General features: G+C 67.0%; 23 protein-coding genes. 12 read left to right on the forward strand and 11 right to left on the reverse strand.

Features of this window, described 5'->3' with window-relative positions:
• Positions 1–88: 88 nt before the first annotated feature.
• Entirely contained in the window at positions 89–886 is a 798-nt protein-coding gene (locus NP552_RS02630) for an AraC family transcriptional regulator (RefSeq protein WP_274096383.1), read from the forward strand.
• A 1-nt stretch (position 887) separates the two neighbouring features.
• On the opposite strand, the gene NP552_RS02635 is transcribed toward NP552_RS02630, so the two are convergent.
• On the reverse strand, positions 888–1,772 hold the full coding sequence (locus tag NP552_RS02635) for a DMT family transporter (RefSeq protein ID WP_274096384.1): 885 nt from the start codon (positions 1,770–1,772) through the stop codon (positions 888–890).
• Between the two features lie 123 nt (positions 1,773–1,895).
• Here NP552_RS02635 and NP552_RS02640 point away from each other — a divergent pair, with 123 nt between their 5' ends.
• Both NP552_RS02640 and NP552_RS02645 read left to right on the forward strand, forming a co-directional pair.
• Positions 1,896–2,459, forward strand: coding sequence for a helix-turn-helix domain-containing protein (locus NP552_RS02640; RefSeq protein ID WP_054915334.1), 564 nt, complete (start codon positions 1,896–1,898; stop codon positions 2,457–2,459).
• Between the two features lie 38 nt (positions 2,460–2,497).
• Positions 2,498–2,995, forward strand: coding sequence for a hypothetical protein (locus NP552_RS02645; RefSeq protein ID WP_043860528.1), 498 nt, complete (start codon positions 2,498–2,500; stop codon positions 2,993–2,995).
• Between the two features lie 21 nt (positions 2,996–3,016).
• Here NP552_RS02645 and NP552_RS02650 read toward each other — a convergent pair whose 3' ends face one another.
• Positions 3,017–3,499 (reverse strand): MaoC family dehydratase, encoded by a 483-nt coding sequence (locus NP552_RS02650; protein ID WP_274096385.1) that lies wholly within the window; start codon positions 3,497–3,499, stop codon positions 3,017–3,019.
• Between the two features lie 36 nt (positions 3,500–3,535).
• On the reverse strand, positions 3,536–4,153 hold the full coding sequence (locus NP552_RS02655; RefSeq protein ID WP_043860545.1) for a LysE family translocator: 618 nt from the start codon (positions 4,151–4,153) through the stop codon (positions 3,536–3,538).
• Between the two features lie 148 nt (positions 4,154–4,301).
• Here NP552_RS02655 and NP552_RS02660 point away from each other — a divergent pair, with 148 nt between their 5' ends.
• Both NP552_RS02660 and NP552_RS02665 read left to right on the forward strand, forming a co-directional pair.
• Positions 4,302–4,754 carry an Lrp/AsnC family transcriptional regulator gene (locus NP552_RS02660; RefSeq protein ID WP_253087011.1) on the forward strand — a complete coding sequence of 151 codons (453 nt, stop codon included), beginning with the start codon at positions 4,302–4,304 and terminating at the stop codon, positions 4,752–4,754.
• 102 nt (positions 4,755–4,856) lie between these two features.
• The gene (locus tag NP552_RS02665) at positions 4,857–5,477 is read left to right on the forward strand and encodes a helix-turn-helix transcriptional regulator (RefSeq protein WP_229589228.1); all 621 of its coding nucleotides are present in this window, start codon (positions 4,857–4,859) and stop codon (positions 5,475–5,477) included.
• Here NP552_RS02665 and NP552_RS02670 read toward each other — a convergent pair.
• The 4 genes from NP552_RS02670 to NP552_RS02685 form a co-directional block, all read right to left on the reverse strand.
• The gene (locus NP552_RS02670; RefSeq protein WP_043860532.1) at positions 5,460–6,353 is read right to left on the reverse strand and encodes a sterol desaturase family protein; all 894 of its coding nucleotides are present in this window, start codon (positions 6,351–6,353) and stop codon (positions 5,460–5,462) included. The two genes, NP552_RS02665 and NP552_RS02670, sit on opposite strands and share 18 nt — an antisense overlap.
• A 98-nt stretch (positions 6,354–6,451) precedes the next feature.
• Positions 6,452–6,982 carry a glyoxalase superfamily protein gene (locus NP552_RS02675; RefSeq protein ID WP_100633977.1) on the reverse strand — a complete coding sequence of 177 codons (531 nt, stop codon included), beginning with the start codon at positions 6,980–6,982 and terminating at the stop codon, positions 6,452–6,454.
• A gap of 178 nt (positions 6,983–7,160) precedes the next feature.
• Entirely contained in the window at positions 7,161–8,006 is an 846-nt protein-coding gene (locus tag NP552_RS02680) for a TIGR03915 family putative DNA repair protein (RefSeq protein ID WP_043860534.1), read from the reverse strand.
• Positions 8,003–9,223: a putative DNA modification/repair radical SAM protein gene (locus tag NP552_RS02685; RefSeq protein ID WP_054915341.1), complete on the reverse strand. Its 1,221-nt coding sequence runs from the start codon at positions 9,221–9,223 to the stop codon at positions 8,003–8,005. The genes NP552_RS02680 and NP552_RS02685 overlap by 4 nt, the downstream gene beginning before the upstream one ends.
• A gap of 280 nt (positions 9,224–9,503) precedes the next feature.
• Here NP552_RS02685 and mrdA point away from each other — a divergent pair, with 280 nt between their 5' ends.
• Entirely contained in the window at positions 9,504–11,396 is a 1,893-nt protein-coding gene (mrdA, locus tag NP552_RS02690) for a penicillin-binding protein 2 (RefSeq protein ID WP_274096386.1), read from the forward strand.
• Positions 11,397–11,497: 101 nt separating this feature from the next.
• Positions 11,498–12,568, forward strand: coding sequence for a transketolase-like TK C-terminal-containing protein (locus NP552_RS02695; RefSeq protein ID WP_274096387.1), 1,071 nt, complete (start codon positions 11,498–11,500; stop codon positions 12,566–12,568).
• Here the strand turns inward: NP552_RS02695 and NP552_RS02700 are convergent.
• Positions 12,557–13,003 (reverse strand): MarR family winged helix-turn-helix transcriptional regulator, encoded by a 447-nt coding sequence (locus tag NP552_RS02700; protein WP_058540700.1) that lies wholly within the window; start codon positions 13,001–13,003, stop codon positions 12,557–12,559. The two genes, NP552_RS02695 and NP552_RS02700, sit on opposite strands and share 12 nt — an antisense overlap.
• Positions 13,004–13,134: 131 nt before the next feature.
• On the opposite strand from NP552_RS02700, the gene aceE reads away from it, so the two are divergent.
• Entirely contained in the window at positions 13,135–15,807 is a 2,673-nt protein-coding gene (aceE, locus tag NP552_RS02705) for a pyruvate dehydrogenase (acetyl-transferring), homodimeric type (RefSeq protein ID WP_274096388.1), read from the forward strand.
• Positions 15,808–15,914: 107 nt separating this feature from the next.
• Here aceE and NP552_RS02710 read toward each other — a convergent pair whose 3' ends face one another.
• Positions 15,915–16,232: a DUF2388 domain-containing protein gene (locus NP552_RS02710; protein ID WP_043860539.1), complete on the reverse strand. Its 318-nt coding sequence runs from the start codon at positions 16,230–16,232 to the stop codon at positions 15,915–15,917.
• A 154-nt stretch (positions 16,233–16,386) separates the two neighbouring features.
• On the opposite strand from NP552_RS02710, the gene NP552_RS02715 reads away from it, so the two are divergent.
• Genes NP552_RS02715 through NP552_RS02725 form a run of 3 tightly spaced genes read left to right on the forward strand, consistent with a single transcriptional unit; the run spans position 16,387 to position 19,286 of the window.
• Entirely contained in the window at positions 16,387–17,445 is a 1,059-nt protein-coding gene (locus NP552_RS02715) for an NAD(P)-dependent alcohol dehydrogenase (RefSeq protein ID WP_058540721.1), read from the forward strand.
• 37 nt (positions 17,446–17,482) lie between these two features.
• Positions 17,483–18,106: a glutathione S-transferase family protein gene (locus NP552_RS02720; RefSeq protein ID WP_043860541.1), complete on the forward strand. Its 624-nt coding sequence runs from the start codon at positions 17,483–17,485 to the stop codon at positions 18,104–18,106.
• Entirely contained in the window at positions 18,084–19,286 is a 1,203-nt protein-coding gene (locus NP552_RS02725; protein ID WP_078480128.1) for an MFS transporter, read from the forward strand. Before NP552_RS02720 ends, NP552_RS02725 begins: the two co-directional genes overlap by 23 nt.
• Before the next feature lie 279 nt (positions 19,287–19,565).
• Here the strand turns inward: NP552_RS02725 and NP552_RS02730 are convergent, their stop codons facing one another.
• On the reverse strand, positions 19,566–20,456 hold the full coding sequence (locus NP552_RS02730) for a DMT family transporter (protein ID WP_054915345.1): 891 nt from the start codon (positions 20,454–20,456) through the stop codon (positions 19,566–19,568).
• Between the two features lie 105 nt (positions 20,457–20,561).
• On the opposite strand from NP552_RS02730, the gene NP552_RS02735 reads away from it, so the two are divergent.
• Positions 20,562–21,893: an aminotransferase-like domain-containing protein gene (locus NP552_RS02735; protein ID WP_274096389.1), complete on the forward strand. Its 1,332-nt coding sequence runs from the start codon at positions 20,562–20,564 to the stop codon at positions 21,891–21,893.
• Between the two features lie 10 nt (positions 21,894–21,903).
• Here NP552_RS02735 and NP552_RS02740 read toward each other — a convergent pair whose 3' ends face one another.
• On the reverse strand, positions 21,904–24,192 hold the full coding sequence (locus NP552_RS02740) for a TonB-dependent receptor (protein WP_274096390.1): 2,289 nt from the start codon (positions 24,190–24,192) through the stop codon (positions 21,904–21,906).
• Between the last annotated feature and the right edge of the window lie 36 nt (positions 24,193–24,228).

The following is a 24,228-nucleotide window of genomic DNA, read 5'->3' on the forward strand; positions in this document are numbered from 1 at the left end:
AGGGGGGAGCCACACGTTAACGGCCAGACATGTGGCCAGCCCTCGCGAATTGGCCAATAATCCTCGCGTTCCGGCCAAGGTGCTTCACATGCTCAATATTCCGCTCGCCAGCGTCGACGCCGTCGCCCGCCCGGTGCTCGCCATCGGTACCGACTACCCGCCCGACACACTGCTGCCCACCCATGTGCATCGGCGCGCACAGTTTCTGTATGGCATGAGTGGCCTGATGGAGGTCCAAACCCAGGACGGCAGCTGGGTGATTCCGCCCGGTAGCGGGGTGTGGATACCCGCCGGCAAGCCGCACCAGGTGCTGATGCGCGGGGTGAGCACCCGCAGCCTGTACATAGAGCCGGCGCAGCCGGTGCGTGATACCTCGCAGTGCCAGGCCCTGGTGGTCTCGCCCCTGCTCCACCACCTGTTGCTGGCCACGGCGCACGTACCCGCACTGTATGAAACACGCGGTCGCGACGGGCATCTGATTCAGTTGGTACTGCACGAGCTGCGCAGCGCGCCGAGCCTGGCGCTGTTCGCACCCTTGCCAAACGACCCGCGGCTGGCCGAACTATGTCGCAACTTCCTGCGCCAACCCCGCATCGACACCAGCGCCGAGTCCTGGGCAAGTGCCCTGCATTGCAGTGCAAGAACCTTCAGCCGCCTGTTCCGCCAGCAAACCGGGCTTTCATTCGGCACCTGGCGCCAGCAGGCCTGCCTGATGGCTGCCGTCACCCGCCTGGCGGCCGGCGCCTCGGTCACACGGGTCGCGCTGGAGCTGGGCTACGACAGCCCCAGCGCCTTTTCCAGCATGTTCCACCGTCAATTGGGCGCCCCGCCCAGTGTTTACCTGGCCACGCTCGACCAGTGCGGCCCAGGGCACGCGGTGGTCTAACTCAGGTATTCAGGGCCGGCTTTGGGCCCAGGCGCCAGCCCAGGTTCATGCCGGCCGCCGCCAGCAATATGGCCAGCGCCCCGGCTGCCTGCAGCGCGCTGAGGGGGTGATCGAAGGCCAGCCAGTCGACCAGGATGGCCACCGCCGGGTACAGAAACGACAGGGCGCCGATCAGCGCCGTGGGCAGTTTCTGGATGGCGCCGTACAGCAGGGTCGACATCAGCCCGGTATGCACCGCGCCAATGGTCAGCAGGTAGGCCCAGGCCTGGGGCTGTGCGGTCATGTCCGGCACCTGCGCCCAGGGCCAGAGCATGGCCGCGCCCACCAGCAGTTGCACCAGCACGATCAGGTGCGGCGGCACGCCCTGCAGGCGCTTGGCGATGATCGCCGCAATCGCGTACAGCAAGGCCGACGCCAGCGCGAGCATCACACCTATCAGGTAGTTTTCCCCGGCCGCCCCCGTCTTGGCCGTCACAATCAGCAGCATGCCGACAAACGCCAGGCCCAACCAGCCGGCACCACTGGCCGAAATCCGCTCGCCGAACAGCAGCACGCCCAGCCCCACCAGCATGAAGGGTTGCGTGTGGTAGACCACCGTGGCCACCGCGATGGAGGCCTGGCTGTAGGCGCTGAACAGCAGCAGCCAGTTGCAGGCCAGCGCAACGCCACCCAGCAGCATCCACCCCCACTGCGCGCGGGTCGGGCGCAGCGTGCCAAACACCCCCAGCGCCCAGCACGCCAGGGCCATCACGGCGGCGCCGAACAGGCAGCGCCAGAACACCATCGACGAAGGCGACTGGCCCGACTGCACCACGAACCAGCCGACAGTGCCAGAAATGCACATGGCGGTGACCATTTCGAGGGTGCCGCGTGAACGTGCATTCATGGCGCGCGGTGTCCCGTCGAGGTAAAAACAGAAGGCTGTGTCATCGAACAAAATCCATCAAAACGAACGAGTGGGTGCCATAATGTCCGCCGCCCTCTCTCCCAGTCAATTTATAACGAACAAATGACCATTATATCGAACGATGCGCCGATCATGATTCTGGCCCAGGCCATCAGGCGCGAGCGCTTGCAGTCGGGGATGTCCGTCAGCGATCTGGCGCGCCGCGCCGGCGTGGCCAAATCCACGCTGTCGCAGCTGGAGTCCGGCCTTGGCAACCCCAGCATCGAGACCCTGTGGGCGCTGGCCACGGCACTGGGCATTCAGGTCACGCGGTTCTTCGAGCAGCCGGCGCAGACGGTCACGGTGATTCGCGCAGGCGAAGGTGCGGCGCTCAAGGCCGACGACGCCGACTACGCGGCGACCCTGCTCGCCGACTGCCCGCCCGGCATACGCCGGGACCTGTACCGCGTGCATGCCCAGCCCGGGCAGCCGCACCATTCCCAGGCGCACCCGGCGGGCACTTTCGAGCATGTATTCGTGTGCCAGGGGGCCGCCAGCGCAGGCCCGGCCAGTGCACCGGTGCTGTTGCATGCCGGCGACTACCTGCGCTACCCGGCCAACCAGCCCCATGTGTTCGAAGCCTTGGAGCCCGATACCGTTGCTGTCATGCTGATCGAGCACAGCTGAAGCAACTGCCTGCCCTATCCCTCAGGACCCCCACCCCCATGACCAACCACAGAATCGAGCTGTCAAACGGATGGATCGCCGAGTTTGCCAACCAGGGCGAGTTCCGCATGGATGCCGAAGGCTGGAACCTGGTGCTGCACGGGCCGCAGGGGCAATCCATCCAGTACTTCAATGACCAGATCGTGCTGGTGAACGATGACGACGGCACGCAGGCCAAGGCGTGCCTGCAGCTGTCGGAGGACGGCGTCTACGGTTACCTGAGCACCTCGGTGGGCACCGGCTGGGTGATCGACTTTGCCCGCGGCATGCTTGCCCCGCACCGGGTGGATATTCGTCACTATCACGACGGCTACGACGAGAGCATCGCATTGACCGAGCAGCCGGCCTTCCAGCGTGCACGCCAGTACATTCAGGTGAAGGGGCGATTCGTGTACCTCACCTTCCCGTTCATCCGCGAGGCGGAGTTCCCCAAGGTGTGGGAGCAGTATGTGGCGATCCGTCGGCGCCAGCTGGACGAGCTGTACTTTCGCAATTGAACCCTGCCGCGTGCCGGCGCCTTAGGCACCTGCCGCAGCCAGGTTGCCGGGGTCGCCCTCGGCCAACAGCTGCGCCATGCGTTCACGCGCCGCTGCGTTCGGCAACACCCCGGTGGTCATGCCTTCCAGCACGGTTTCGCCCTGCGCGTTGACGATGCTCAACTGCGCCCGCCCATGCCCGCGCTCGTCCTTGTCCACGATCAGCCAGTGGCAGGTGATTGCATCGCCGGCATACACCGGCCGCTTGAACTCGAAGCTCATGCTGGTCGCCAGCCAGCCGATCTGCCCGCCGATCTCGGTCACCAGGCTGGCCGTCAGCAGGCCATGGGAAATGATCGACCTGAACCTGCGCAGTTCGGCCGAGGCGGCATCGTAGTGCACGGGGTTGTAGTCCCGCGAAAGCTGCGCAAAGCAGCGGATGTCCTCATCGGTGAAGCACCGGCTCACGCTCAGTTGCGCCCCCACCTCCAGGCCCTGTACGGCCCGTGCTCTCAAGCTCTTCATGGCACTCCCCCTGTTCGATTGCCGCGTACATTCTGCCTACCTGGGTAGCTGCCCGCCCAGCAGCACCAGCGCGATGATGACCATCGCCGCCCCCGACACCCGGCTGACCCACAGCGCCGCCGCAGGCCGCGCGCCCAGCACGGCCTGCGATCCAAAGCCCACCAGCAGGTAGATCACCCCGCAGCTGAGCGCATGCACCAGCCCCAGCGCCACGATCTGCAGCGGTACCGGCCACGGCGCCGTGGCGTCGGTGAACTGTGGCAGCAATGCCAGAAACAGCAGGAACACCTTGGGGTTCAGGCCGCTCACACACAGGCCCTTCACCGCCCAGCGCTGCCACGCACCGGCTACCTGCACCTGGTCCGCCTGGGGCACAGTCGGGTGGCGCAGCATGCCGATGCCCAACCATAGCAGGTACCCGGCCCCGGCCACCGTCAGCACCGACAGCGCAAACGGATGCCCCGCCACCAGCGTGCCCACCCCGGCGGCGACGATCAGTGTCGCGATCAGATGCCCCGACAACAGCCCGGCCACGGCGGGCAATACCACCCGCCCCTTCAGCCCGGCCGATATCGCATAGGCCCAGTCCGCACCCGGCGTGATGATGAACAACATCGACACCGCCCAGAACGCCACGAAAACACTCAGGGTCATGGCGCTACCCACGCCAGGGGTTGATCCACGGTTGGCTGCATCGTCCTGCTCCACAAGCAAATTGGTGCAGGGAACAATAATGAAATCTTGCTAGAATTTTCTTTCGAAGATAATCGCGACATAGGCCAATAGGGGAAGATCCTTCCAGATGGACCGCATCGACCGGAACATTCTTGCCGAACTGCAAAAAGACGGGCGCCTTTCGATCACCGAACTGGCCGAGCGGGTGGGGTTGAGCCTCTCCCCCTGCCACCGACGGGTGCGTGCCCTGGAAGAATCGGGGGTGCTGCTGGGCTATCGGGCGAAACTGGACCCCATTGCCCTGGGCCTGACCTTTTCCGCCATGGTCTTCGTCACCCTTCGCGAGGGCGATCGCACGGCGGTCGAGGCGTTCGAGAACGCGCTGGTGACGTTGCCACAGGTGGTGGATGCGCAGCGCCTGTTCGGCGAGCCGGACTACCTGCTGCACGTGATCACCCAGGACCTGCCGGCCTTCCAGCGGCTCTATGATGAAAGCCTGTCGTCGCTGCCCAACGTGCAGCGGCTCACCTCCACCCTGGTGATGAAGCGCGTGGTGCAGGACCGGCCCTTGCCGTTGTAACCTCGCCGCCCGCCTTCACCCTCACTCAGGAGCACCACTATCCACCGCGCACCCAACGAACCCTGGCAAGGCGACCTGTGGCTGGCCACCGACTACTGCCTGGTGGCCGGGCAGGTCGGGCAAACCCAGGCCCACGCCCACTATGCCCACCAGGTACTGATCGCCTGCGCTGCCCCGGTGCAGGCGTCGATCCAGGGCCAGGTCGAGTGCGGGCCGCTGCTGCTCATTGCCTCCGGGCAGCCGCATGCGATTCTCAGCGAGCAACCGGCGATCACGCTGTTTGCCGAGCCATTGGCTTTCGAACTGCCGGTGCTGCGCCAGCTCTGCGAAGACGCCGGCGCAGACCTGGAGGGCCTGAACCAACGCTTGCGCGCCCTGCCCCGGCGCCCTTTGCATCCGCGCCTGGCCACCGCCTTGCAACGGGTACGTGCACTGGATGAAAACACCCTGCCCGCCGCGCAGCTGGCCAGTGAGGCGGCGCTGTCGCTCAGCCAGCTGGAGCGCCTGTTCAGCGGTCAACTGGGGCTGTCGGTGCGCCGCCTGGTGTTGTGGCAACGCCTGCGCGTGGCCTTGCAGCTGGCACTGGGCGGTAGCAGCCTGACCGAGGCAGCCACCTGCGCAGGCTTTGCCGACTCGGCCCACCTGTCACGCAGCGTGCGCCAGCAGTTCGGCATCCGTGCCGACCGTACCCTGCGCCACCTGCGCCTAAGGCTGCTGGACTAGCGCACGGCTCAGGGCATCGGGCAGTACGGCAGGTGGATGCTCGGGCTGGTCGCGGCGAAAGGGTTGGCGCAACTGCGCGCCGTAGCCCACCGGGTAGTCCGGAAAGTCGCCGATACCCAGGTCGTCGTCCGCCAGGTGATAGTGCGGCAGGTGCAAGGCGGTACCCAGCAGGCGGTCCCAAACGCTGAAGAACAGCGCGAAGTTCACATCCCCCGTGGTGCCGTACTTGAGGTGATGCAGCCGGTGCACCGGCGCCCAGGCAAACACATGGCGCAGCCAGCCGATGCGCATGTCGACGTTACTGTGCTGCAACAGCAGCTGGATGGATATGCTGAACGCCAGCAAGGCCGCCACATCCAGCGGCAACCCGCACAGCAGCAAGGGCAAGGTGCCGCCCAGCGCTTCGAGCATCTGGTGCAGCGGGTGCTTCATCAGCCCGTTGAAGCCGTACATTCGGGTCACGCTGTGATGCACGGCGTGCAGGCGCCACAGCAACGGCAGGCGGTGGCTGGCGTAATGCACCAGGGTGATGCCCAGGTCTGCCACCGGCAACGCCAGCAACAGCTGCAGCGCCAGCGGCCAGTCGCTCGGCCACAGGCCGGTATCGGGCAGCACCAGGGCAATCAGGGGGATGGCGGCAATGCCGGCCACGTTGAGCGCCTCGTTCACCCCCGCGTGAATCACGTCCCGGGTGCCATCGCCCTGGCTTACATTCCAACGCTCGCGATAGGGCCACAGCCGCTCGCACAGCAGCGACACGCCAATCGCCAGCAACAGCAGAACCGGCAACCAGCCAAGGCTTGCGCCCTCGTCCAGCAGCCACACGGCCGAGCCGATGAATCCAAGGAAAAATACAGGGGCGTACAGGGTTCGCATCGTGAAACTCCAGGCAGGTCAGAGCCTGGAGTTTCGTGTAGCCGCAGCCTGCTCCGCTTGAACAAACGGCGCATCTTCAGCCTGGGGGGAAAGGCCGCTCAGCCCTGGCAGAAGCGAATGCGATTGCCGAACGGGTCGTACACCTCAAGCACCTTGCCCCAGCCCTGCTCGACGATGTCCGGGCGGCCATAGCCGTAGCGCTTGGCAAGCAGCTCGTCGCGCAATTGCTCGATGTTGTGCATGGGGATGAACACCGTCGAGCCAGGGCTCGCGTCGCCGTGGTGCTCGGACAGGTGCAGTTGCAGCCCATTGCGTACGATGCCCAGGTACAGCGGTAGGTCGGCTTCGAAGCGGTGTTCGAACTCCACGCTGAAGCCCAGGAAGTCGAGGTAGAACTCGCGCGCCTTGGCTTCGTCGAACATGCGCAGGATGGGGATAGGCTTGTCGAAGCTCACTTCGCTTGCAGGGGTGGCGGGGGCAAGCAGGGCCGAGGCGGTGTTCCAGTCCTTGTAGCCCAACTGCTGCGCCACCAGCTCCAGTGCGCCGGAGTGGGTCAGCGGCGGGTTCTGCGCCTGCAGGGCGGTACGCAGACGCTTGGCCATCTGTTTGGCCTGTTCGATCGAGATCATCATGTGCTCCTGGTGCCGAGGCAGTGTGGGGCTCGCGTTGCCAGGCCTCGACGTTCAAGAGAATGATCGCGTCAGGGGTAACTGCAATGCTTTCACCTTTCCCAACGGGAGCGAGCGGCGGGCAGCATCGGCCCGCGCCGATCATACACAGCCAGGGTGGCACATGGAAAGGCGGCCCTCAGCGCGTTGGCGATTCCCCGCGCCCGATGCGCTTGCCGCCCTGCTGCCCCACCTCCTGCGCCTGGCCGTCGCGCTGCTTGCCCTGGCGCGCCTGGCCCACCAGCCGCGCGATCAGCGGGCCTTCGGGCAAATGACGCCAGAAGCGCCCCGGCATGTGCTGGCGCATGGCATCGGGGTTGACCCGTGCCGGGTTGAAGGTGTGCCGGTAATAGGTGCGCCACAGCTCGGCGCCAGGGTCGTCGGCGTGGCAGGCCCACTGGCGCCATTGCTCGGGGCAGTGCCGTCGGTAGTCCAGGGTGCTGCCATCGAAACGGATGCCATCGCGTGGCGTCGCGATCAGCCAGCGCTGGCGGCCCAGCCGGTCGGCAAAGTGGCCGCTGGCGCTTTGCAGAATGTCGTGGGCCGGTTCATGGAAGGCCACCAGGTCCAGTTGCAGTTGCTCGGCCAGTGCCGCCGGCAATGGCACGAAGCGCACGAAGGCATGCAGGTGATGGGCCTCGCGGCTGACCTGCTTGATGCGCCGCTGCAGCTCGCTGCCCAGCCGGTCGCCCGCCAGCATGGCGGTGCGGTCGCCATGGGCCACGCGCCACAGCACTTCATACAGCAGGTTCCAGCGCTGCTCGCCACGGTAGCGGGCGGCCTGCTCAAGTTGATCCAGCAAGGCGGCCGGCACCCGTGTGCGAAACGGCCCGGGGCCCTGCGGCAATACCGCCGGCACCGCCAGCAGATCGTGCACCGGGCCGTGCGCCCACACCACCTCGGTGGGGTCGATGCCGTGGCCCAGCAGCACGCGGGCCTGGTCGCGCCAGGTGTCGAAGTGCTCGTCGCAGTCCAGCGCGATCATCCCCACAACCCCATCTGCACCGGTGCCTGCGGCTCGCGCAGGCGTTCGCGCAGCAGGCCGCTGCGGGTTTCCGACTGGGGCGGGCGGTAGTCGCTGGTGACGATGAACGGGCGCGCCTTGTCCAGCACGCAGCGCAGCTGGATCAGGTCGTCATAGCGAATGCGCCGTTCACGGCGCAGCGCCACCAGGCGTTGCACGCTGCGCAGCCCGATGCCGGGAATGCGCGCCAGCAGCGCCGGTTCGGCGCGGTTCACATCCAGCGGAAACACCTCGCGGTTGGCCAGGGCCCAGGCCAGCTTGGGGTCGATGTCCAGCGCCAGGTTGCCCGCGCCGCCCAGCAGTTCGCCGGCCTTGTAGCCATAGCCGCGCATGAGAAAGTCCGCCTGGTACAGGCGGTGCTCGCGCAGCAGCGGCGGCGCGGCCAGGGGTACGCTGGTGGGGCTGTCGGGGATCGGGCTGAACGCCGAGTAATACACACGCCGCAGGCCATAACCCTGGTACAGCGATTCGGCATTGCCCAGGATGGTGTGGTCGTCGGTGGCATCGGCGCCCACGATCATCTGGGTGCTCTGCCCGGCAGGGGTGAAGCGCGGTGCGTTGACTTCACCGGCCACCGCCTGCTGGCCGTGGTGGATGGTGCCCATGGCCTGGCGAATGGTACGCACCTGCTTCTCCGGCGCCAGGCGCTGCAGGCTGGCTTCGGTGGGCAGCTCGATGTTCACGCTGAGGCGGTCGGCCAGCCGCCCGGCCTGCTCGATCAGCAGCGGGTCGGCGTCGGGGATGGTCTTGAGGTGGATGTAGCCGCGAAAGTTGTGCTCTTCGCGCAGCAGCTGCGCCACGCGAATCAACTGTTCCATGGTGTAGTCGGCGGAGCGGATGATGCCCGAGCTGAGGAACAGCCCGCTGATGCAGTTGCGCCGGTAGAAATCCAGGGTCAGGCGCACCACCTCCTCAGGCGTGAAGCGTGCCCGCGGCACGTTGCTGGAGCGGCGGTTGACGCAGTACTGGCAGTCGTACAGGCAGAAGTTGGTCAGCAGCACCTTGAGCAGCGACACGCAGCGCCCGTCGGGGGTGTAGCTGTGGCAGATGCCCATGCCATCGGTGGCGCCCAGGCCGTCGCGACCGCGCGAGCTGCGCTTGGGGGCGCCGCTGCTGGCGCACGAGGCGTCGTACTTGGCGGCATCGGCCAGGATGCCGAGCTTGGCGATGAGCTGCATGGGGTCCACCTCGATACTGATTATCCATACAGTATTCGCAGATCGCCACGCATGCAAGCGCAGCCTGTCGACCGGGCCGCTGCGGCCTTCATGAAAAAATCTTCATGAACGCTGCACCCCGCTAACCGGGGAACCTCGGCGCACCCTCGCCCGCCTGCGGACAACCGGCCTTGAGGCACCGCAGCAGCTTGCGTAGGATCGCCGTTCATTCACGCCATCGCGCCCGTTCACTGCCTGCTCCCAGGCCGGTGGTGTATCCGTTTTCCGCAAGAGCCTGCACATGCCCCAGCCTATCCCCCTCAAGGACCACGAGAAAGAAACGCACCTGGTCAACCGCAGGCTGATCGCGTGTGCGCTGCTGGTACTGGTGCTGGTGGCGGTGCTGGTGGGGCGGCTGTACGTGCTGCAGGTGGTGCAGCACGACTACCATGCCGCCGTGTCGCAGAACAACCGCGTGCACGTGCTGCCCATCGCCCCCGAGCGCGGGCTGATCTACGACCGCAACGGCGAGGTGCTGGCCGACAACAAGCCCAGCTTCAACCTCACCATGACCCGCGAGCGTGCTGGCGACACGCCCAGGGTGCTCGACAGCCTGGTGCAGATCCTGGGCCTGGGCGAGGAGGACCGCCAGGGCTTCGAGAAGGACCTGCGCCGTGGCCGCAAGCCGTTCGAGCCGGTGACGCTGATGTTCGGCCTGAGCGAAGAGCAGATCGCCCTGATCGCGGTCAACCAGTTCCGTCTGCCGGGGCTGGACGTGGAGCCGCAGTTCATTCGTGAATACCCCATGGGCGCGCACTTTGCCCACTCGGTGGGCTACGTGGGGCGCATCAACGAGAAAGAAGCCAAGAACCTCGATGCCACCGAGTACCGTGGCACCCAGTCCATCGGCAAGACCGGCATCGAGCACTTCTACGAGGCCCAGCTGCACGGCCAGGTGGGCTACGAAGAGGTCGAGACCAACGCCCAGGGCCGCATCATGCGCGTGCTGCGCCACCACGACCCGGTGCCCGGCAAGAACATCACCCTGAGCCTGGACGCGCACCTGCAGCTGGCCGCCGAAAAGGCCCTGGGCGATCGCCGTGGTTCGGTGGTGGCGCTGGACCCGGCCACCGGCGAGGTGCTGGCGATGGTCAGCAACCCCAGCTTCGATCCCAACCTGTTCGTCAAGGGCATCAGCTTCAGGCAGTACGCCGAGCTGCGCGATTCCATCGACCGGCCGCTGTTCAACCGCGTGCTGCGCGGCCTGTACGCCCCGGGCTCGACGATCAAGCCCGAGGTGGCCATCGCCGGCCTCGACAGCGGCGTGATCACCCCGGCCAGCCGGGTGTTCGACCCCGGCTACTACGAGCTGCCCAACTACGACCACAAGTACCGCAACTGGAACCGCAGCGGCGACGGCTGGGTGGACATGTACAGCGCCATCATGCGTTCCAACGACACCTACTTCTACGACCTGGCGCACAAGCTGGGGGTCGAGCGCCTGCACGACTACATGAGCGAATTCGGCCTGGGCCAGAAGGTCTCGCTGGACATGTTCGAAGAGTCACCCGGCCTGATGCCCTCACCCGCCTGGAAGCGCGCCAACCGGCGCCAGGCCTGGTACCCCGGCGAAACCCTGATCCTGGGCATCGGCCAGGGCTACATGCAGGTCACCCCGCTGCAACTGGCGCAGGCCACCAGCCTGCTGGCCAGCAAGGGCGTGTGGCACCGCCCGCACCTGGCCATGAGCATCGGCGACGAGCCGCCGGTAGACCCCAACCCCATGCCCGACATCGTGCTGCATGACCGCCACGCCTGGGACCAGGTCAACCAGGGCATGCAGATGGTCATGCACGCCCCGCGCGGCATCGCCCGCGCCGCCGCTGCCGGGGCGCAGTACCGCATCGCCGGCAAGAGCGGCACCGCGCAGGTGGTGGCGATCAAGCAGGGGGAACGCTACAACCGCGACAAGACCCTGGAGCGCCACCGCGACAACGCGTTGTTCGTGGGCTTTGCCCCCGCCGACCACCCGAGCATCGCCATCGCGGTGATGATCGAGAACGGCGAGGCCGGTGGGCGCGTGGCCGGGCCGGTGGTCCGGGAAATCATGGACGCCTACCTGCTGGACGAACAAGGCCACCTCAAGCCCCAGTACGCCGGCAACGCAGCACCCGCCGCGGTGCCCCATACCTGAAAGCGCAGCGCCCTGATCGTGCCGACAGCATCTGATTGCATTTGCAATCAGATTGCAGTATCCCTTGCGCTTCTGCCAAGGACCGATCATGGAGCTGCCCCGTGGATTCACTGCCTGCCATCCCCCCTGCCCGACTGGCCGCCCACGCCTGCATTCGCAGCATCGAGGCCGGCCTGCCGTCGACCGGCGCAGCGTCGCACTCGCCACTGTTGCAGATTTTGCAGACCGTGCACCGCATCGAGCACGACCCGGCCGTGGCGGGCAACCTGTGGGTGATCAATGATCGCGCCGACAGCGCGAGCGAGGTGGTCAGCCCCTGGGGCATCTGGTTTCGCCAGCAGGCGCCCAGCCGCGAACGCCCGCTGATCTACCTCACCCAGTCGCCGAGCTCGGCCCGCGTGTCGATGCTGGCCGAGCAGATCGGCCACCGCGGCATCGTGTTCAACGACCTGGAATCGGCCGCCTCGCGCTGGCCCAAGGGCGCGCACCCGTGGCTGCCGTTGTGGCTGTCGGCCAACGCCCAGTGCCGCCCGTACGACCCCGCCAGCGCTGCCGAGGCCCAGGCCATCCTGCTGGCGGCGCTGGACGAGCTGTACGTACAGGGGCGCCACGGCTTCTACTACATGACCCTGCACGACCAGCCGCCGGCAGCCGATGAACCGGCACACGACGATTGCAGCGATGCATTCCTGGGCATGTACCCGTTGCAGCCCACCAGCGCTGCCCGCCCCCAGGTACGCCTGCTGGGCGCCGGCGCCATGCTCCGGGAGGTACGCGCCGCCGCGGTGCTGCTCGACACGCACTGGGGCATCGCCAGCCAGTTGTGGAGTTGCCCCAGCTACACGCGCCTGGCCCGTGACAGCGACGATGCCGCGCGCTGGAACCGCCTGCACCCCGAGGCCGCGCCACGCAAGAGCTACCTGCAGTACTGCCTGATGTCGGCCAGCACGCCGGTGATCGCCGTGACCGGCTATGCCCAGCACATCGCCGACCAGCTTGCCCCGCATGTCACGGCGCCCTTCACCGCACTGGGCGCCGACAGCCTGGCGCCGGGCAACTGCCTGGATCGGCGCTGGATAGCCTTCAGCGCGTTGCAGGCACTGGCCGGCCAGGGCCTGTTCGACACCCAGGCGCTACCCGCCGCACAGGCCCGGCTGGGCCTAGGCGAATGACGCCCGGGCCTTGAAGCTCGACTGTTCCAGCGCCTGGGCGAACAGCGCCTGTTGCTCGGGCGTGAACTGGCTCAGAAACAGCTCGTCCACTGCCTGCTTGTACACCGCCCACATGCGCTTGCGCAGCGCCTTGCCGCTGTCGGTGATGCACGCCAGGGCGCCGCGCCCGTCGCCCGCGACCTTCTTGCGCACCACATGCCCTTCGGCCTCCAGACGGTCGACCAGTCGGGTCAGGTTGTAACGCTCGATGGCCATCACATCGGCCAGCTCGTGCATGCGCCGGCAGCCATCTGGGCCGCTCTCGATGCCCCACAGCGCGTCATACCAGGCGTACACGGGCAGGCCCTGGTCGGCCAGGCGGCGTTCGATTTCGCGAATCAGGTTGCGGTGGGCGCGAATGAAGCTGAACCAGAGGTCAGCGGTGGGTGCAGCCATGAGGGTTCCTCGGATCAAAGTTATTGCATTTGCAATCATACGGGGCGCACACCTAGAATCAATTGCAAATGCAACTACTACCCGGCAGGCCTGCCGGCACTGCCCGCCACAACCCCGCAGGAGGATTACCGATGCAACAGCAGCCCACTCTGTTGAACGACCCAGATCCCGAGCAGACCCAGGAATGGCTTGAGTCCCTGGCCACCGTTGTCGAGGTGGAGGGGCGCTCGCGTGCGCACTTCCTGATCGACCAGATGCTGGACCTGGACGTGTCGCTGCACGGCGACTTTCGTGGCCGCGTCAACACCCCCTACGTCAACACCATCGGCCCCGAGCGCGAACTGCCCTACCCCGGCGACCTGGCCACCGAGCAGCGCCTGAATGCCTATATCCGCTGGAACGCACTGGCCATGGTGCTGCGCGCCGGCAAGCATTCGGGGGTGGGCGGGCATATCGCCACCTACGCCTCGGCGGCGGTGCTGTATGACGTGGGCTTCGATCATTTCTTTCGCGGGCGCACCGCGCAGTTTGCCGGCGACATGGTGTACATCCAGGGCCACTCGGCGCCGGGTATCTATGGCCGGGCCTACCTCGAAGGGCGCCTGAGCGAGGCGCAGCTGGACAACTTTCGCCGCGAGACCGACCGCGATGGCGTGTCGTCCTACCCGCACCCGCGGCTGATGCCCGAGTTCTGGCAGTTTCCCACCGTGTCCATGGGCCTGGGGCCGATCACCGCGGCCTACCAGGCGCGCTTCATGCGCTACCTCGAAGACCGCGACCTCACCCCACGCCAGGGCCGCAAGGTGTGGGCGTTTCTCGGTGACGGCGAAATGGATCAGCCCGAGTCGCTGGCGGCCATCTCGCTGGCCGGGCGCGAAAAACTCGACAACCTGATCTTCGTGGTCAACTGCAACCTGCAGCGCCTGGACGGCCCGGTACGTGGCAACGCCAAGGTGATCCAGGAGTTCGAGAGCCTGTACCGTGCTGCCGGCTGGAACGTGATCAAGGTGGTGTGGGGCAGCGGCTGGGATGCGCTGCTGGCCAGGGATAGCAGCGGCATCCTGCGCCAGCGCATGATGGAGTGCGTGGACGGCGAGTATCAGACCTACAAGTCGCAGAACGGCGCCTACGTGCGCGAGCACTTCTTCGGCAAGTACCCGGAACTGCTGGCGATGGTCAGCGACCTGAGCGATGACGACATCTGGAAGCTGGCTCGCGGCGGGCACGACCCGGTCAAGGTGTACAACGCCTACGCGGCGGCCGTGCGTCACACGGGGCGGCCAACGGTGATCCTGGCCAAGACCGTCAAGGGCTTCGGCATGGGCGAAGCCGGCGAAGGCCAGAACATCAACCACCAGTTGAAGAAGATGGGCGACGAGGCGGTCAAGGCCTTCCGCGACCGCTTCGGCCTGGACCTGAGTGATGAGCGCCTCGGCGAGATCCCCTACCTCAAGCCCGCCCCCGACAGCGCCGATGCGCGCTACCTGCAGGTGGCCCGTGATCGCCTGGGCGGGCATGTGCCGGCGCGCCAGGCCAGGGTCGAGCCGTTGCAGGTGCCGGCCCTGGAGGCCTTCGACAGCCAGCTCAAGGGCACCGGTGACCGTGCCATCTCCACCACCATGGCGTTCGTGCGCATTCTCGGCACCCTGCTCAAGGACCCGCAGGTCGGCCGCCTCGTCGTACCGATCGTGCCCGACGAATCACGCACCTTCGGCATGGAGGGGCTGTTCCGCCAGATCGGCATCCACTCCCATGTGGGCCAGCTGTACACGCCGCAGGATGCCGGCACGCTCAGCTACTACAAGGAGAGCACCGACGGCCAGATCATGCAGGAAGGGCTCAACGAGTCCGGCGCCACCTCGTCGTGGATTGCCGCCAGCACCGCCTACGCCAACCATGGCGTGATGACCCTGCCGTTCTACATCTTCTATTCGATGTTCGGCTTCCAGCGAGTGGGCGACCTGCTGTGGGCGGCGGGCGATGCGCGCGCACGGGGGTTTCTGCTGGGCGCCACCAGCGGGCGTACCACGTTGATGGGCGAAGGCTTGCAGCATGACGACGGGCACAGCCACGTGATGTCGGCCACCGTGCCCTGCTGCGTCTCCTACGACCCCACCTATGCCTACGAACTGGCGGTAATCATCCAGGACGGCATGCGCCGCATGTATGCCGAGCAGGAGGACGTGTACTACTACATCACCGTGCTCAACGAGAACTACGCCCACCCCGCCATGCCCGAAGGCGCCGAGCAAGGCATTCTCAAGGGACTGTACCGCCTGCCGGTGGAAAAACCGCCGCAGGGCGAGCGGCATGTGCAGTTGATGGGCAGCGGTTCGATTCTGAATGAGGTGCTGGCGGCGGCGGAGATTCTGCAGCGTGATTTCGGCGTCAGCAGCGAGGTGTGGAGCGCCACCAGCCTGACCGAGGTGCGGCGCGAGGCGCAGGCGGTGGAGCGCTGGAACCTGCTGCACCCGCTGCAGGCGCCGAAGACGCCATACATCGAAACGCTGCTGCAGGGGCATGCGGGGCCGGTGGTGGTGGCCACGGACTACATGAAGATCCATGCCGACCAGATCCGGCCGTGGGTGAGCGGGAGGCGTTTCGTGGCGTTGGGCACCGACGGCTTCGGCCAGTCGGACACACGCGAGGCGCTGCGCCGGCATTTCGAGGTGGACCGCCAGTTCATCGTGCTGGCGGCGCTGAATGCGCTGGCGGCGGACGGGGTGATCGAGCGCGAGGTGGTGGCCGGCGCGATCGAAGCGCTGGGCATCGACCCTGGCAAGGTTGATCCGGCTTCAGTCTGATAGATCGCGGCGTGCCCATCGCGGGTCAAGCCCGCTCCCACAAAGGCCATGAAGATCCCTGTGGGAGCGGGCTTGACCCGCGATGGGCTCACCTTGCCTGCGGCGCCTTACTGCCCCGCCCCCAGCTCATCCTGGGTCAGTATCGCCTTGGCCAGGTCTTCGTCACTGGCCTGCAACCCAGGGTTCTGCTGACGGATACGCTGCAGCATCGACTCCAGGTACACACCGCGAATTTCGCCGCCGCTGGCGATGAACGTCGAAGCATCATCGCGCGCCGGAATCACCAGCTTGTCGTCCTTGAAGGTCGAGTACAACGAGGCGGAAACCCCGGCGGAGGTGGCGACATCGCGACCATCCACACGGGCCAGGGCCGTGCCCAAAGGCAGGCAGAGCACAAGGGAAGAAACCAGCAGTAAACGGCGCATGACGATGCCTCCGTGATGGGGGGAACCTACATTCATTAGGATAGGCCCCCCAGGCCAAGAGTTCCCGCCAATATCCCTACCCGCCCACCGAAGCCCGCCATGCTGGCTATATTGAAACCCTGGTCCCCATTCCCGAGCGTGACGAGAGGTGAACATGTACACCATTGGCTATGCAGCGCAGCACCGCGAAGCACCGCTGGCACCCTTCAAGTTCGAACGCCGCGCCCTGCGCCCCAACGACGTGGCGATGCAGATCTTGTACTGCGGCGTATGCCACTCCGACCTGCACCAGGCCCGCGACGACTGGGGTTTCAGCCGCTACCCGATCGTGCCCGGCCACGAGATCGTCGGGCGCGTGACCGAGGTTGGCAGCCAGGTCACCCGCTACAAGGTCGGTGACGCCGTGGCGGTGGGCTGCATGGTCGACTCCTGCCAGCAGTGCGACCAGTGCCGCAAGGGCGAGGAACAGCTGTGCCGCGAGAACAACACGCAAACCTACAACAGCCTGGACCGCATCACCCGCGAACCCACCTACGGCGGCTATTCCAAGCACCTTGTAGTGCGCGAGGAGTTCGTGCTGCGCGTGCCCGACGGCCTAGACCTGGCCAAGGCCGCGCCGCTGCTGTGCGCCGGCATCACCACCTATTCGCCGCTGCGCACCTGGAATGCCGGGCCCGGCAGCCGCGTCGCGGTCATCGGCCTGGGCGGGCTGGGGCACATGGCGGTGAAGCTGGCGGCGGGCCTGGGTGCCGACGTCACGGTGCTCAGCCGCACCCCCGACAAACTCGATGATGCGCGGGCGCTGGGCGCCGACAAGCTGCTGGTGTCGTCCGACGCCAAGGCCATGGCCGCCGCGCGCTCCAGCTTCGACCTGATCATCGACACGGTGCCGGTGCGCCATGACGTGTCGCCCTACATGTCGCTGCTGGACGTGGACGGCACCCTGGTGATCGTCGGCCAGGTGGGGCCGATCGACGAACAACTGACCGTGCCGTTCATCCTCGGCCGGCGGCGCCTGGCCGGCTCGCCGATTGGCGGGATTGCGCAAACCCAGGAGATGCTCGACTTCTGCGCGAAGAAGAACATTCTGCCGGAGTGTGAAATGATCCGCATGGACCAGATCAACGAGGCGTTCGAACGCATGCAGCGCTCCGATGTGCGCTACCGCTTCGTGATCGACATGGCCTCGCTCGACGACACCACCGGCGCCTGACGCGCCTCACTCCCCTACCGAACCACAAGGGCCTCCCATGCTGCAGATACTCGGCAAAGCTTCCTCCATCAATGTACGCAAGGTGCTATGGGCCTGCACCGAGCTGGGTATCGCCTTCGAGCGCGAGGACTGGGGCTCGGGCTTCAGGTCCACCTTCAGCCCGCAGTTCCTGGCCCTCAACCCCAACGCCATGGTGCCGGTGATCAAGGACGGCGACTTCGTGCTGTGGGAGTCCAACAGCATCCTGCGCTACTTGGCCAACCAGTACCACGGGCAGCACCTCTACCCCGCCGAGCCCCGGGTGCGCGCACGGGTGGACCAGTGGATGGACTGGCAGGCCACCGACCTCAACAAGTCCTGGACCTACCCCTTCCTGTCGCTGGTGCGCCATTCCCCCGACCATCAGGACCCCGAGGCACTGGCGGCGGCATGCAGGCAGTGGACCACCAACCTGCAGATCCTCGACCGCCAGCTCGAATCGACCGGCGCCTACGTCAGTGGCCAGGACTTTTCACTGGCGGACATCGCCATCGGCCTGTCGGTCAATCGCTGGTTCGAAACCCCGCTGGAGCATCCGGATTTTGCAGCGGTTCGGGCATACTACGAGCGTCTGACCGAACGCGAAGGGTTTGTCATCCATGGAAGAAACGGTACCCCGTAACGCCACCGTCACCACCGAAACCTCGGTGCGCCGCCGCTCGCTGCTGGCCGGCTGCAGCGCCCACGCGGTGCACGACGGGCTCACCGACGTGATCTACGTGCTGCTGCCGCTGTGGCAGGCGCAGTTCGGCCTCAGCCTGGCCCAGGTGGGCCTGTTGCGCGGGGCCTATTCCGGGATGATGGCCGGTTTTCAGCTGCTGGCCAGCCGCGCGGCCCGGCGCTTTGGCCGCGAGCGCCTGCTGGTGGGCGGCACGCTGCTGGCCGGCGTGGCCTACCTGGTCGCCGGCCAGGCCACCGGCCTGGGTGTGCTGCTGGTGGCGCTGATGCTGGGCGGGCTGGGCGCCAGTACCCAGCACCCGCTGGCCTCCTCGATGATCACCGACAGCCACGCGGCGGGCGGCGGGGTCAAGCAGGCGCTGTCGCACTACAACTTCGCGGGCGATATCGGCAAGGCGGTCATTCCGGGCCTGATGGGCGTGCTGCTGGTGGCCGTCAGCTGGCGTACCGGTGCAACGCTGCTGGGCGTGCTGGGTGTGGCTGCGGCGGTATTGCTGTGGTGGCTGATCCCCTCCCGGGCCCAGGCCCTGGCGGCGGGCGGCAAGGCGCCGAAGCTGGCCACAGGAAACGGCTCGCCGGGCGGCCTGCGTGCCCTGCTGATGCTGGGCATGCTCGACAGCGCGGTGCGCATGGGGTTTCTGACCTTCCTGCCGTTTCTGCTCAGGCTCAAGGGCGCCGGCACCGCCGGTATCGGCCTGGCGCTGACGCTGCTGTTCGTGGGCGGAGCCTTCGGCAAGCTGCTGTGCGGCTACCTGGGCGCACGCATCGGCCTGCTGAAAACCGTCTCGCTCACCGAAGCGGGGACTGCACTGTTGATCGTGCTGGCGGTGGTGCTGCCGTATTCGGCCACGCTGGTGATGCTGCCGTTGCTGGGCCTGGCGCTGAACGGCACCTCGTCGGTGCTGTATGGCGTGGTGCCGGAGCTGGCGGCTGCCGGCAAGCACGAGCAGGCCTTCGCGCTGTTCTACACCGGCACCATCGGTGGCGGCGCGCTGGCACCGGTGGTGTTCGGGCGGCTGGGGGACGTTACCGGGGTGCCCACGGCGGTGGTGGTGCTGGCGGCCACGCTGCTGCTCACGCTGCCGCTGGCGTGGCGGGTGAACAAGGGCTTGGTGGCAGAATAGAAAAGAAGGCGCGGGAGTCTCGGCGCCTTCCTGGTTCTGTGCGGGGTGTGGCGGGGGTTACAGGGGGGAGATGGTACCCAGTGCTCCGATTGCGAAGGCCAATACCAGAAAGCCGAATACAAAAATTGCCATCTTGCCCATGGGAGCTCCTAACTGAGGGGGTGCGGCTGTCGAAGGCCACATTGTCTGCCCCCTTCTGATCTGGAAACAGATGCAGCTAGCGAGGCAAAAAGCGGATCAGATGAGTTCGGCTCAAAAGCCCAGGCTGGGCGCAACCGTCTACCGCGCCCACCGCCTCGCCCCCGCCACACACAGGATCACCCCCACCGTCACCCCCAGCATACCCGGGCTGACCTGCTCGCCCAGCAACCCCGCCGCCAAGGCCAGGCCAAAGAACGGCTGCAGCAGCTGCAACTGCCCCACCGCCGCAATCCCGCCCTGGGCCAGGCCGCGGTACCAGAACACGAAACCGATCAGCATGCTGAACAGCGACACATACCCCAGGCTCACCCACGCCGGCAGGCTGATACCCGCGAACGTCGACGGCGCCAGGTACCAGGTCAGCACCAGCATCACCGGCAACGACACCAGCAGCGCCCAGCAGATCACCTGCCAACCGCCCAGCGCCCGCGACAACCGCGCCCCCTCGGCATAACCCAGGCCGCACACCACCACCGCCAGCAGCATCAGCAGGTCACCCTGGGGCGACGCCGCCAAGCCCTGCGACAACGCAAAGCCCACCACCATCAAGCACCCCAGCACCGAAAACAGCCAGAACACCGGGCGCGGGCGCTCGCCCCCGCGCAGCACGCCAAACACCGCGGTGGCCAGCGGCAGCATGCCGATGAACACGATCGAATGCGCCGAGGTCACGTACTGCAAGGCCAGCGCGGTCAGCAGCGGAAACCCCACCACCACCCCAAGCGACACCACGATCAAGGGCATTACCTGAGCCCGGGTCGGGCGCGGTTGCCTGAGCAGCATCAGCAAGGCCAGCGCCAGTACACCGGCAATGGCGGCACGCGCCACGGTGAGGAACACCGGGTCGAATTCCAGCACCGCCAGGCGCGTGGCCGGCAAGGAGCCGCTGAAAATCACCACGCCGATCAGGCCGTTGATCCAGCCACGGGTGGCGTCGTCCAGGGTACGAGGTTTGAGAGTCTGTTCCATTGAAGTCACGCTCGACAGGTTGCAGGGGTAAGGGCACGCTTGCCAAAAACCATGCTAGGGCCGACGATCAGCACAATCAAAAAATCGTCATGGATACATCTGCACATGCCTCGTTCGCGCTACAAGGCCCTGGTCGACACCTTTGCCGCCGACATTCGTGACGGCAGGCTCGCCCCTGGCACCCGCCTGCCCACCCACCGTCACCTGGCCGCGACCCATGGCCTGGCCCTGGTCACCGCGTCACGGGTTTATGCCGAACTCGAGCAGATGGGCCTGGTGAGCGGCGAGACCGGGCGCGGCACCTTCGTGCGCGAAACCTCGCTGCCGCCCGACCTGGGCGTCGACCAGCAGGTGGTGGCCGCCGGCATGGCCGACCTGAACTTCAACTACCCGGCATTGCCCGGCCAGGCCGACCTGCTGCGCAGCGGCTTGCGCCAGCTGGCACTGAGCGGCGACCTGGAAGCGCTGCTGCGCTACCAGCCCCATGCCGGGCGCGCCCATGAACGCGCCTGCATCGCCCGGCACCTGCTCGGTTGCGGGCTAGAGGTGAATCCAGAGCAGGTACTGATCGTCAGCGGCGCCCAGCATGGGTTGGCCGTGGTGCTGATGGCCCTGCTGCAGCCCGGCGACGTGATCGCGGTCGACGCCCTCACCTACTCCGGGTTCAAGGTGCTGGCCGAGGCGTTGCGCCTCGAGATGCTGCCGATTCCGGTCACGCCCCACGGGCCGGACCTCGGCGCCCTGCAGCGGCTGTGCCGCAGCCGCCCGGTACGCGCGGTGTACAGCATGCCCACGCTGCACAACCCGCTGGGCTGGGTGATGAGCCTGGAGCAGCGCGAACAACTGGTGTCGATTGCCCGCACCCACAACCTGCACCTGATCGAGGACGCCGCCTACGCCTTCCTGGCCGACGACGCGCCGCCGCCCCTGGCCCAGCTGGCACCGGAGCGCACGCTGTACGTGTCAGGCCTGTCGAAGAACATCGCCACCGGCCTGCGCGTGGGCTTCATTGCCGCGCCGCCGCACCAGGTTGCCGCGCTGGAGCGCTCCATTCGCGCCACCACCTGGAACACCCCCGGGGTGATGACCGCCATTGCCTGCGCCTGGATCGAAGACGGCACGGTGGAGCGCCTGGAAGCCGAGAAGCGCGCCGATGCCCAGGCCCGGCAGGCCATCGCCCGCGAAGTACTGGCGGGCATGCCCTGCGTCACCCACCCCACTTCGTACTTTCTGTGGCTACCGCTGGCCGATGACGGCCGCGCCGAACAGATCGCCGCCGCCCTGATGCGCGAACAGGTGGCGGTGTCCACCGCGCAGCCCTTCGCCACCACCAGTCACGTGCCGCGTGCACTCAGGCTGGCGCTGGGCTCGGTGGACCTGGACACGCTGCGCGCGGCGCTGGCGAAGGTACGCTGGGTGGTGCAGGCGTACTCCTGAAGCCCACGCCTCAGAAGTCGTAGCGTGCACTCATGCCCAGGGTGCGCGGCGTACCCAGCACCCCGGTGTAGGCGCCGTTGGGCGAGTTCCATAGGGTGGTGTAGTAGGTCTTGTCGAAGGCGTTCTTCAGCCACAGCGACACGTCCCACTGGCCCTGGCCCCAGTCGCCGCGCACCCCCGCCGACAGGTTGACCAGCGCATACCCCGGCAACTGCGCCAGGCGCGAATCGTCCACCGTGCCCACCGCCTGCGAGCGCCAGGCGTAGTTGCCGTTCACGTAGGGTTGCAGGCCGTTGTCCAGGCCCCACTGGTAGCTGGCGCTGGTGTTGGCAATCCATTTGGCCGCGCCCACCACGTTATGCCCGCTGAGGTCGCAGGCGGCCGGGGCGCCGGGGCGCAAGGCCACCTCCGCCGGGCATGGGGCGTTGTCGTAGGACAGGTAGCGCACATCGTTCCACGAGCCGTTCAGGCTCAGGGTCAGGCCACGGCTCACCCGCCAGGTACTGTCCAGCTCAAGGCCACGGCTGCGCACGCTGCCGGCGTTGGTCAGGTAGCTGGTGAGGTTGGCGTCGTCGTAGGCGTTGGTCTGGTAGCCGTGCACAATCGTCCAGAACAGGTTGGCATTGAGTTGCAGGCGCTGGCCCAGCAGCGTGGTCTTGATGCCCAGTTCGGCGTCGTTGGCCCGTTCGCTGCCGATCAGCAGCGAGTCGGCGCCGGCCACCGGGGCGCTGGCCACGCTGAGGTTGACCCCGCCGGACTTCTCCCCGTGGGACAACGAGCCATACGCCAGCACCTGGTCGTTCACCCGCCAGGCCAGGCTGGCCAGCGCCGACGGGCTGAAGCTGTAAAGGCTCAGGTCGCCCGAATCATAGGCGCCGACACGCCCCTGCCTTACCGCTGCCGCCGCGCCCGTCACGCTCGCGCCACCCACCGGGGCATCGCGCGTCACCCTGGCCTGCTTGCGCTCGTAGGTACCGCGCAGGCCCAGGCTCAGGTCCAGGCGCGGGGTCAGGTGCCAGGTGCCCTGGGCAAAGGTGGCGAAGCTGTCGGTGTCGATGCTGCCGTGGCCCACGCTGTTCACATCGTTCAATGCGCCCTGCGGGGTGCCGTTCCAGGTGTCGGCCAGCGGCCCGTATTCGGTGAACACGCGGTTTCGCATCTGCTGGCCGAAGTAATAGCCGCCCACCACGTAATCGAACCGCTCACCCAGCGGCGAGGCCAGGCGCAGCTCTTGCGAATACTGCTTGTCGCGGGCCGACTGGCCGACGTTGTGCATCACGTCCACGTTCAGTTCGTCGTCGTTGCGCGGGGTGAAGTCCCACCAGCGGTAGGCGCTGATCGACGTCAGCGTGAAGCCATCGGCCAGCCCCCAGTTCGCCTCCAGCGAGGTGCCGCCCTGGAACACCGTGACACGCTGGTCGGCATCGAGGTTGACCCTGCGCCCGTCGACCAGCGTCGCGCCCACCGCCTGGGCCCGCTGTTCATAGCGGTTGACCCCGTTGATGGTCGGCCCGGTGCTGAACAGCGAGCGCGTGCCGGCGCTGGAGTGCTCCTCGTTGTAGTCGCCGATCCAGCGCAGGCTGAAGTCTTCCTGCGGCTTGAACAGCAACTGCCCGCGAAAGCCCTGGCGTCGGCCGCCGCCCAGGGTGTCGCCGTCGAACCGGTTCTCCACGTAGCCGTTCTCGTCGGTGCGGTAGGCCGCCACCCGCCCGGCCAGCGTGTCGGTCAACGGCCCCGACACACCGCCCTGCACCTGCCGGTAGCCGTCCTCGCCCAGCGACGTCGACACGTTGCCCTGCGGGGTGAAGGTGGGCTGGCGGGTGGCGATGTTGAGCACCCCGGCCGTGGTGTTCTTGCCGAACAGGGTGCCTTGCGGGCCGCGCAGCAAGGCGATCTGCTCGATGTCCAGCAGGTCGAACACGGCCATGCCGGGGCGGCCCAGGTAGACGTTGTCGAGGTAGATCCCGGCGCTGCCCTCCAGGCCGTCACTGGCCGGGTTGTTCCCCAGCCCGCGAATCGACAGGCTCGACTGGCGCGGGTTCATGAACGCCACGTTGACGCTGGGCATGGCCTGTTGCAGGTCCTGCAGGCGATACAGGCGCTGCGCCTCCAGGGCCTGGGCGCCCAGCACGCTCATGGGGGTGGGCACGTGCTGCGCCTCTTCGCTGCGCCGGCGCGCCTCGACCGTCACCGGGGCAAGGGTCGGGGCGTCGGTGGGGGTAGGTTCAGTGGCTGACGCAGGCAGTGACAGCAGGCCCAGTGCGGCCAGGCACAGGGGGCGTGGATAAGGCAGCTTCATCATCGATTCCTTTGGGGGTATGGCGGTACCTCGCTG

Source organism: Pseudomonas sp. 8209 (assembly GCF_028682105.1).
Classification (GTDB): Bacteria; Pseudomonadota; Gammaproteobacteria; order Pseudomonadales; family Pseudomonadaceae; genus Aquipseudomonas; species Aquipseudomonas palmensis.